The sequence below is a fragment of the Lysobacter antibioticus HS124 genome (genome assembly GCF_000336385.2).
In the GTDB taxonomy this organism is placed as follows: domain Bacteria; phylum Pseudomonadota; class Gammaproteobacteria; order Xanthomonadales; family Xanthomonadaceae; genus Lysobacter; species Lysobacter firmicutimachus.
The window spans coordinates 1-6,476 of record NZ_HG424520.1 but is presented as its reverse complement, the minus strand read 5'-3'; the positions used below and the strand labels follow the sequence as shown (position 1 = coordinate 6,476).

Sequence of the window (6,476 nt, the reverse complement as noted above, 5' to 3'; positions counted from 1 at the left end):
GCCTTCTTGGCCGGGGCCTTCTTCGCCGCCTTCTTCACCGCTTTCTTGGCGGCGGTCTTCTTGGCGGCTTTCTTCGCGGTCTTCTTGGTGGCCTTCTTCGCGGTCTTCTTGCCGGTCAGCTCGGACACTTCCTTCTTGGCCTTGGCGCTGGCCTTGGCAAGCTTCTTCTTGGCTGTGCCCACCGCCTTCTTGGCCGCCTTGCGCGCCTTGGTGGCGGTCTTCTTGACCGACGCCACGGCCTCCTCGGCGCGCGAGGCGATCGCGCTGCCGATGTGGGACGCGGTTTCCTTCACGTTCTCGGCGGCCTGGGTCAGCGTCGCCGTCACTCCATTACCGTTGCTCATGATGCCCTCCTGGTGGGCAAACTGCTCTGGGCGATGAATGCGGTTACTGCAATCGGGGTGTTGCCGTGACGATGCTATACCTGCTTCGCGCGCGCGGAACAATGGCCGGTTCCACACGCCAGGGCCTGGCTGGAAGTTGCCCGCGGACCGGCCCGGGGTCCGCGTGCGGGCGGTGCGGCCGCCGACCGGACGGAGCCGTCGCGCGCCCGCCCGGCGCAGCGGGCGGGGCGGCGGCGGTCGCCGTCAGAACTTGCCGTAATACCCTTCCTTGAGCGCGTCGAACAGATTGGCGGCGGTGTGCAGCTCGCCGTCGTATTCGATCTGTTCGTTGCCCTTGACCTCGAGCACGCTGCCGTCTTCGAGCTCGAAGCGGTAGGTGGTGTTCTCCAGGTCGGCTTCCTTGACCAGCACGCCCTGGAAGGCGGCCGGGTTGAAGCGGAAGGTCGTGCAGCCCTTGAGGCCCTGCTCGTGGGCGTAGCGGTAGATGTCTTTGAAGTCCTCGTAGGGGTAGTCGGTCGGGACGTTCGCGGTCTTGGAGATCGAGCTGTCGACCCACTTCTGCGCGGCGGCCTGGACGTCGACGTGCTCCTTCGGGGTGATGTCGTCGGCAGCGATGAAGTAGTCGGGCAGCTTGGCCTCGGCTTCGTCGCTGAACGGCATCGCCTTGGGATTGATCAGCTCGCGGTAGGCCAGCAGCTCGAACGAGTAAACGTCGACCTTTTCCTTGGATTTCTTGCCTTCGCGGATCACGTTGCGGCTGTAGTGGTGCGCGAACGACGGCTCGATGCCGTTGGAGGCGTTGTTGGCCAGCGACAGCGAGATGGTGCCGGTCGGGGCGATCGAACTGTGGTGAGTGAAGCGGGCGCCGACGTCGGCCAGCTCCTCGACCAGTTCCGGGGCGACCTCGGCCACCCGCTGCATGTAGCGCGAGTACTTGGCGTGCAGCACCTTGCCCGGGATCTCCTGGCCGACCTTCCAGCCGTCGGCCTTCATCTCCGGCCGCTTGCGCAGCATCTCGGCGGTGACGGCGAAGATCTCGTCCATGATCGGCGCCGCGCCCTTCTCCTTGGCCAGGGCCAGGCCCATTTCCCAGCCGGCCACGGCCATTTCGCGGGCGATGCGCTCGGTGAACTCGCACGACTCCTTGGAGCCGTACTTCATCTTGAGCATGGTCACGGTGCTGCCCAGGCCGAGGAAGCCCATGCCGTGGCGGCGCTTGCGCATGATCTCGGCGCGCTGCTGTTCCAGCGGCAGGCCGTTGACCTCGACCACGTTGTCGAGCATGCGGGTGAACACGCGCACGACTTCCTTGTACTCCTCCCAGTCGAACTCGGCCCGGTCGGTGAAGGCGTTGCGCACGAACTTGGTCAGGTTCACCGAGCCCAGCAGGCAGGCGCCGTACGGCGGCAGCGGCTGCTCGCCGCAGGGGTTGGTGGCGCGGATGGTCTCGCACCACCAGTTGTTGTTCATCTCGTTGACGCGGTCGATCAGGATGAAGCCCGGCTCGGCGTAGTCGTACGTCGAGACCATGATCATGTCCCACAGATGGCGGGCGCGGATGTGGCCGTAGATCTTGCACGCCACCAGGCCGTCGTCGCGGACGATGTAGTTGCGGTGGGTCGGCCAGTCGCGCCAGACCACCTGTTCGGCATCGTCCAGGTTCAGGTCGCCCTGTTCCTTGATGTTGACCGGGAACACCAGCGGCCAGTCGGCATCGGTCTTGACCGCGTCCATGAAACCGTCGGTGATCAGCAGCGACAGGTTGAACTGGCGCAGGCGGCCGTCTTCGCGCTTGGCGCGGATGAAGTCCTTCACGTCCGGGTGGCTGACGTCGAAGGTGCCCATCTGGGCGCCGCGGCGGCCGCCGGCCGAGGACACGGTGAAGCACATCTTGTCGTAGATATCCATGAAGGACATCGGACCGGAGGTGTAGGCGCCGGCGCCGGCGACGAAGGCGCCGCGCGGGCGCAGGGTGCTGAACTCGTAGCCGATGCCGCAGCCGGCCTTGAGGGTCAGGCCGGCCTCGTGGACCTTCTCCAGGATGCCGTCCATCGAGTCTTCGATGGTGCCGGACACGGTGCAGTTGATGGTCGAGGTGGCCGGCTTGTGCTCCAGCGCGCCGGCGTTGGAGGTGATGCGGCCGGCCGGGATCGCGCCGCGGCGCAGCGCCCAGACGAAGCGCTCGTACCAGTACTGCTGCTTCTCGGCGCTCGGCTCGGCATCGGCCAGGGCGCGGGCCACGCGTTGGTAGGTCCCGTCGATGTCGGCATCGACGGCCTCCCCGCTCTTGGTCTTGAGGCGGTATTTCTTGTCCCAGATGTCCTGGGACGCGGGTTGCAGGGCGATGTCTCGTTCCACCGCCGCGTTCTTGACCGCCTCGAGGCGCACCGTGCTCATGCCTGTTTCGTCTCCTCAATCTTGACGACGGGCCGTTGGGTTGCGCCCGCCATCGGTGGTTTCTTATACGTGGCAACCGGGTCGGGGCTCGGCGCGCGCGGCGGCGAGGGGGTCGAACGTCGGTACCGGAACGTCTTGTGTAACGCTTGTTTCGTCTAGGTCGTGTAGCGGTCTTGCGACCGGCCTCCGGAGGCGCCTCCCGGACACCGGTTCGCCGCCAGCCCCCCGCCGACGGCAATGCGCGCGAGCGCGTGGTTACGCGCCGCGTGCGGCTGTTTATGGTGGTGTTTCGAGGTTCGCGCCCGTAGCTGTCATGCGCCCGCTCGCTGTCAAGGCGACGCCCAACCGACCCAAGCCGAACCCCTAAGCTTGGGCTCCCTCCGCAGGGCCGACCACTAGATGTTGTGGCCCCGCAGGGACTTCAAACTACGCCCGCCCTTTCGGGAAGTCAACGCCTTTTTGATGGCTATCACGCTTTATCAGTGTCCGCGCGGGCACGCATCGCAGTTCCGGCGCGGCGCCGGCGAAGGCTGCTGGCGACGCCCGCCGGGCCGCGCCGAACCGGGTTCGCGGCAGCCACTTCATCGGCTATTTATTGCCGCTCTCCGACACTGGCGCGAAGACTGAACCAGATCGGGCCGGCGCGGTCCAAGCCGGCGGCGCGATCCGCCGGCGAGGCTTGATCGGCCGCGCCGCCGCCACGATCTCGACCGTATCGACCGCCCATCCCGACCACGCCGACCGGAATCGCTACACGATGCGCCCCTTGCCGACCCTGCTCACCCTCGCCCTCGCCGCCGCCTTCGGCGGTTTCGCCGCCACCGCGATCCGCGACGGCCTGCAGGCGCCGGCGCACGCATCGCCGGCGGCCGCGGCGATGCCGCTGCCGACCGCCGCCGCCCTGCCGGCCTCGGTCGGCGGCCAGGTCCTGCCCTCGCTGGCGCCGATGCTGCAGCGGGTGACCCCGGCGGTGGTCAGCGTGCACACCAAGCAGACCGTGCGCATCCGCAACCCGTTCGCCAACGATCCGTTCTTCCGCCGCATGTTCCCCAACATCCCGCAGGAGCGGATCAACGAGTCGCTGGGCTCGGGCGTCATCATCGACGCCAAGAACGGCTACGTGCTGACCAACCACCACGTCATCGAAGGCGCCGACGAGGTCTCGGTGACCCTGTCCGACGGGCGCACGGTCAAGGCCGAGTTCCTCGGCTCCGACCCGGACACCGACGTGGCGGTGATGCGGATTCCGGCGCAGAACCTCAGCGCCATCCAGCTGGCCGATTCCGACGCGCTCAAGGTCGGCGATTTCGTGGTCGCGGTCGGCAACCCGTTCGGCATCGGCCAGACGGTGACCTCGGGCATCGTCTCGGCGGTCGGCCGCAGCGGCCTGCGCGGCCTGGGCTACCAGAACTTCATCCAGACCGACGCCTCGATCAATCCGGGCAATTCCGGCGGCGCCCTGGTCAATCTCAACGGCGAGCTGATCGGCATCAACACCGCCAGCTTCAACCCGCAAGGCAGCATGGCCGGCAACATCGGCCTGGGCTTCGCGATTCCGGTCAACCTGGCGCGCAGCATCAAGGACCAGCTGATCGCCAACAACGGCGTGGTCCGGCGCGGCACCCTGGGGCTGGAATCGCAGGACGTGACCGCGCAGTTGGCGGCCGCGCTCAAGCTCGACGAACCGCGCGGCGCGCTGGTCTCGCGCGTGTTCGGCGGCAGCGCCGCGGCTGCGGCCGGGCTCAAGCCGGGCGACGTGATCCTCAGCGCCAACGGCCAGCGCATCGACAACCGCGATGCGCTGCGCAACTTCGAAGGCCTGCAGGCGATCGGCAGCAAGATCGTCCTGGAGGTACGCCGCGACGGCCAGTCGCTGCAGCTCAACGCCAGCCTGCGCGAGCAACCCAAGGCGATCGCCGGCGGCGAGCTCGACCCGCGCCTGACCGGCGCGACCTTCGCCGAGATGCCCGAGCGCCTGCGCCAGTCCGGCTACGCCGGCGTGCTGGTCGAAAGCGTCGCCCGCGGCAGCCGCGCCGAGGCCAATCAGTTGCGCAAGGACGACATCATCGTCGCCGCGACCAGCGGCGAATTCGACGATCTGCCGGGTTTCCGCGCCAGCTTCACGCGCACCCCGGCACAGTTGGTATTGCGTATCGTGCGCGGCAACCGCCGCGGCGACCTGCAAATGCAGTAACGTCGCGGGGCGCCACGCCGCCGCGAACGGCATGAACGCGCGCCGCACGATGCGGCGCCCCTCGCCGCCTAGGAACCGGGCTCCGGCCCGCGCCCGACCGCGGTCCGCCAGAACCCTGGATTCGTTCCGCGGTTCGTCCCTTGCACGGAGGAAGACCCCGATGACCCCCACCTCGACCGACGCGATCAAGAGCAACCTCGGCCAGGCCGGTTCCCACCTCAAGCAGGCCGCGGTCGACGCCGGCGACGCGATCCGCAGCGCCGCCAGCGTGGCCGGCGACGAACTCAAGATCGGCAAGGCCAACGTCAAGTCCGACCTGGCCGACGGCGCCCTGGCCGGGATCGCCGCCGCCGAGCACGCCGGCGGCGCCGCGCGCGAGCAAGTCGACGCGCTGATGGACAAGGGCCGCGACCTGATCGAAAGCGCCGCCGACCTGGTCCGCGAGCGTCCGCTGGCCTCGTTCGGCATCGCCTTCGCCGCCGGCTTCATCATCGCCAAGCTGGCCCGCGGCAGCGACAAGTAAGCGTGAGCGATCCGCATCGCCCCGCGGACGACCCCGCCCCCGACGACGGCGCGGCGCCCGACCCGGCCGCGCCGGGTCCGCGCTCGCCGTCGATCGAAGAGGCCTACCGCGAAATCCGCGACGCCGGCCGCGAGGGCCTGGAAGCGGCGATCGACACCGGCCGCGCGCTGCGCGGACTGTTGATCGCCGACTTCGCCCTGGCCCGCAGTGCGCTCGGCCGCGCCCTGTTGTGGGTCAGCGTGGCGATCGTGTTCGGCGCCTCGTCCTGGCTGTTGCTGATGGCGGCGCTGATCGCGCTGCTGCAGGGCGTGCTGGGCTGGTCCTGGCTGGGCTCGATGTCGGCCGCCGCCGGGCTCAGCCTGGCGGTCGCCGCGGTCGGCGTCTGGCGGGCGATCCATTACTTCGAATACACCCGCCTGCACGCCACCCGGCGGCAGTTGCGCCGGCTCGGCCTGGGCGACCTCGACGAAGACCAGCTGCAGGCCCATCTCGCCGCCGACGCCGCACGTCGCCAGGAGCGCGCATGAGCCGGTTCGAACGCCTGCAACGCCGCGTCGCCAAGCGCGAGCAACTGCTCGAGGGCCGCTACGAGCAAGCGCTGGAACGCAAGAACACGCTCAAGGCGCGCTGGCAGGAAGCCTGGACGCCGGGCCGGATCGTGGTCGCCGGCCTGGCCGCCGGCTTCGTCGTGGGCCGCGCCGAGCCGGTCAAGCTGGCGGCGAAGAGCGGCCACCTGATGCAACTGCTCACTCTGCTGTCGGGCCTGTTCGCCGGCAGCAGCGCGCAGCAGGCGGCCGACCAGGCCGATCGCGCCGCCGGCGAGGCCGGACAGGCGGCCGACAGCGCCCAGGCCGCGGCCGAAGCGACCGTCGCGCCGGGCTACACGGCAGTGGCGTCCAAACGCGGCAAGGCGCACAGTTCCACCACCGAACAGGCCTGACGGTTCCGCCTTGAGCACCCCCAACCCGCCGCCGGCCGCGGACGCGCCGGCGCCGCCGGCCGCCGACGAACCCGCGCC

At 69.2% G+C, this 6,476-nt stretch carries 5 protein-coding genes and 1 pseudogene; 4 read left to right on the top strand and 2 right to left on the bottom strand.

Going from position 1 to position 6,476, the window contains the following annotated elements; genetic code table 11:
* Together TX83_RS14920 and TX83_RS14915 are read right to left on the bottom strand one after the other, a co-directional pair.
* A pseudogene (locus TX83_RS14920) lies at positions 1–344 on the bottom strand (hypothetical protein); the annotation flags it as partial.
* Between the two features lie 243 nt (positions 345–587).
* On the bottom strand, positions 588–2,741 hold the full coding sequence (locus tag TX83_RS14915) for an adenosylcobalamin-dependent ribonucleoside-diphosphate reductase (RefSeq protein ID WP_064748759.1): 2,154 nt from the start codon (positions 2,739–2,741) through the stop codon (positions 588–590).
* 757 nt (positions 2,742–3,498) lie between these two features.
* Between TX83_RS14915 and TX83_RS14910 the strand changes: the two genes are divergently transcribed.
* The 4 genes from TX83_RS14910 to TX83_RS14895 all read left to right on the top strand — a co-directional run bounded on the left by TX83_RS14910 (position 3,499) and on the right by TX83_RS14895 (position 6,398).
* Positions 3,499–4,935: a Do family serine endopeptidase gene (locus tag TX83_RS14910; RefSeq protein WP_064748760.1), complete on the top strand. Its 1,437-nt coding sequence runs from the start codon at positions 3,499–3,501 to the stop codon at positions 4,933–4,935.
* A gap of 160 nt (positions 4,936–5,095) precedes the next feature.
* Complete coding sequence (locus TX83_RS14905) at positions 5,096–5,458, top strand: hypothetical protein (RefSeq protein ID WP_064748758.1); 363 nt, start codon at positions 5,096–5,098, stop codon at positions 5,456–5,458.
* Positions 5,459–5,460: 2 nt separating this feature from the next.
* A complete protein-coding gene (locus TX83_RS14900; RefSeq protein ID WP_064748757.1) occupies positions 5,461–5,985 on the top strand; it encodes a hypothetical protein in 525 nt (174 codons plus the stop codon).
* Entirely contained in the window at positions 5,982–6,398 is a 417-nt protein-coding gene (locus TX83_RS14895) for a hypothetical protein (protein WP_064748756.1), read from the top strand. The genes TX83_RS14900 and TX83_RS14895 overlap by 4 nt, the downstream gene beginning before the upstream one ends.
* Positions 6,399–6,476 lie beyond the last annotated feature (78 nt).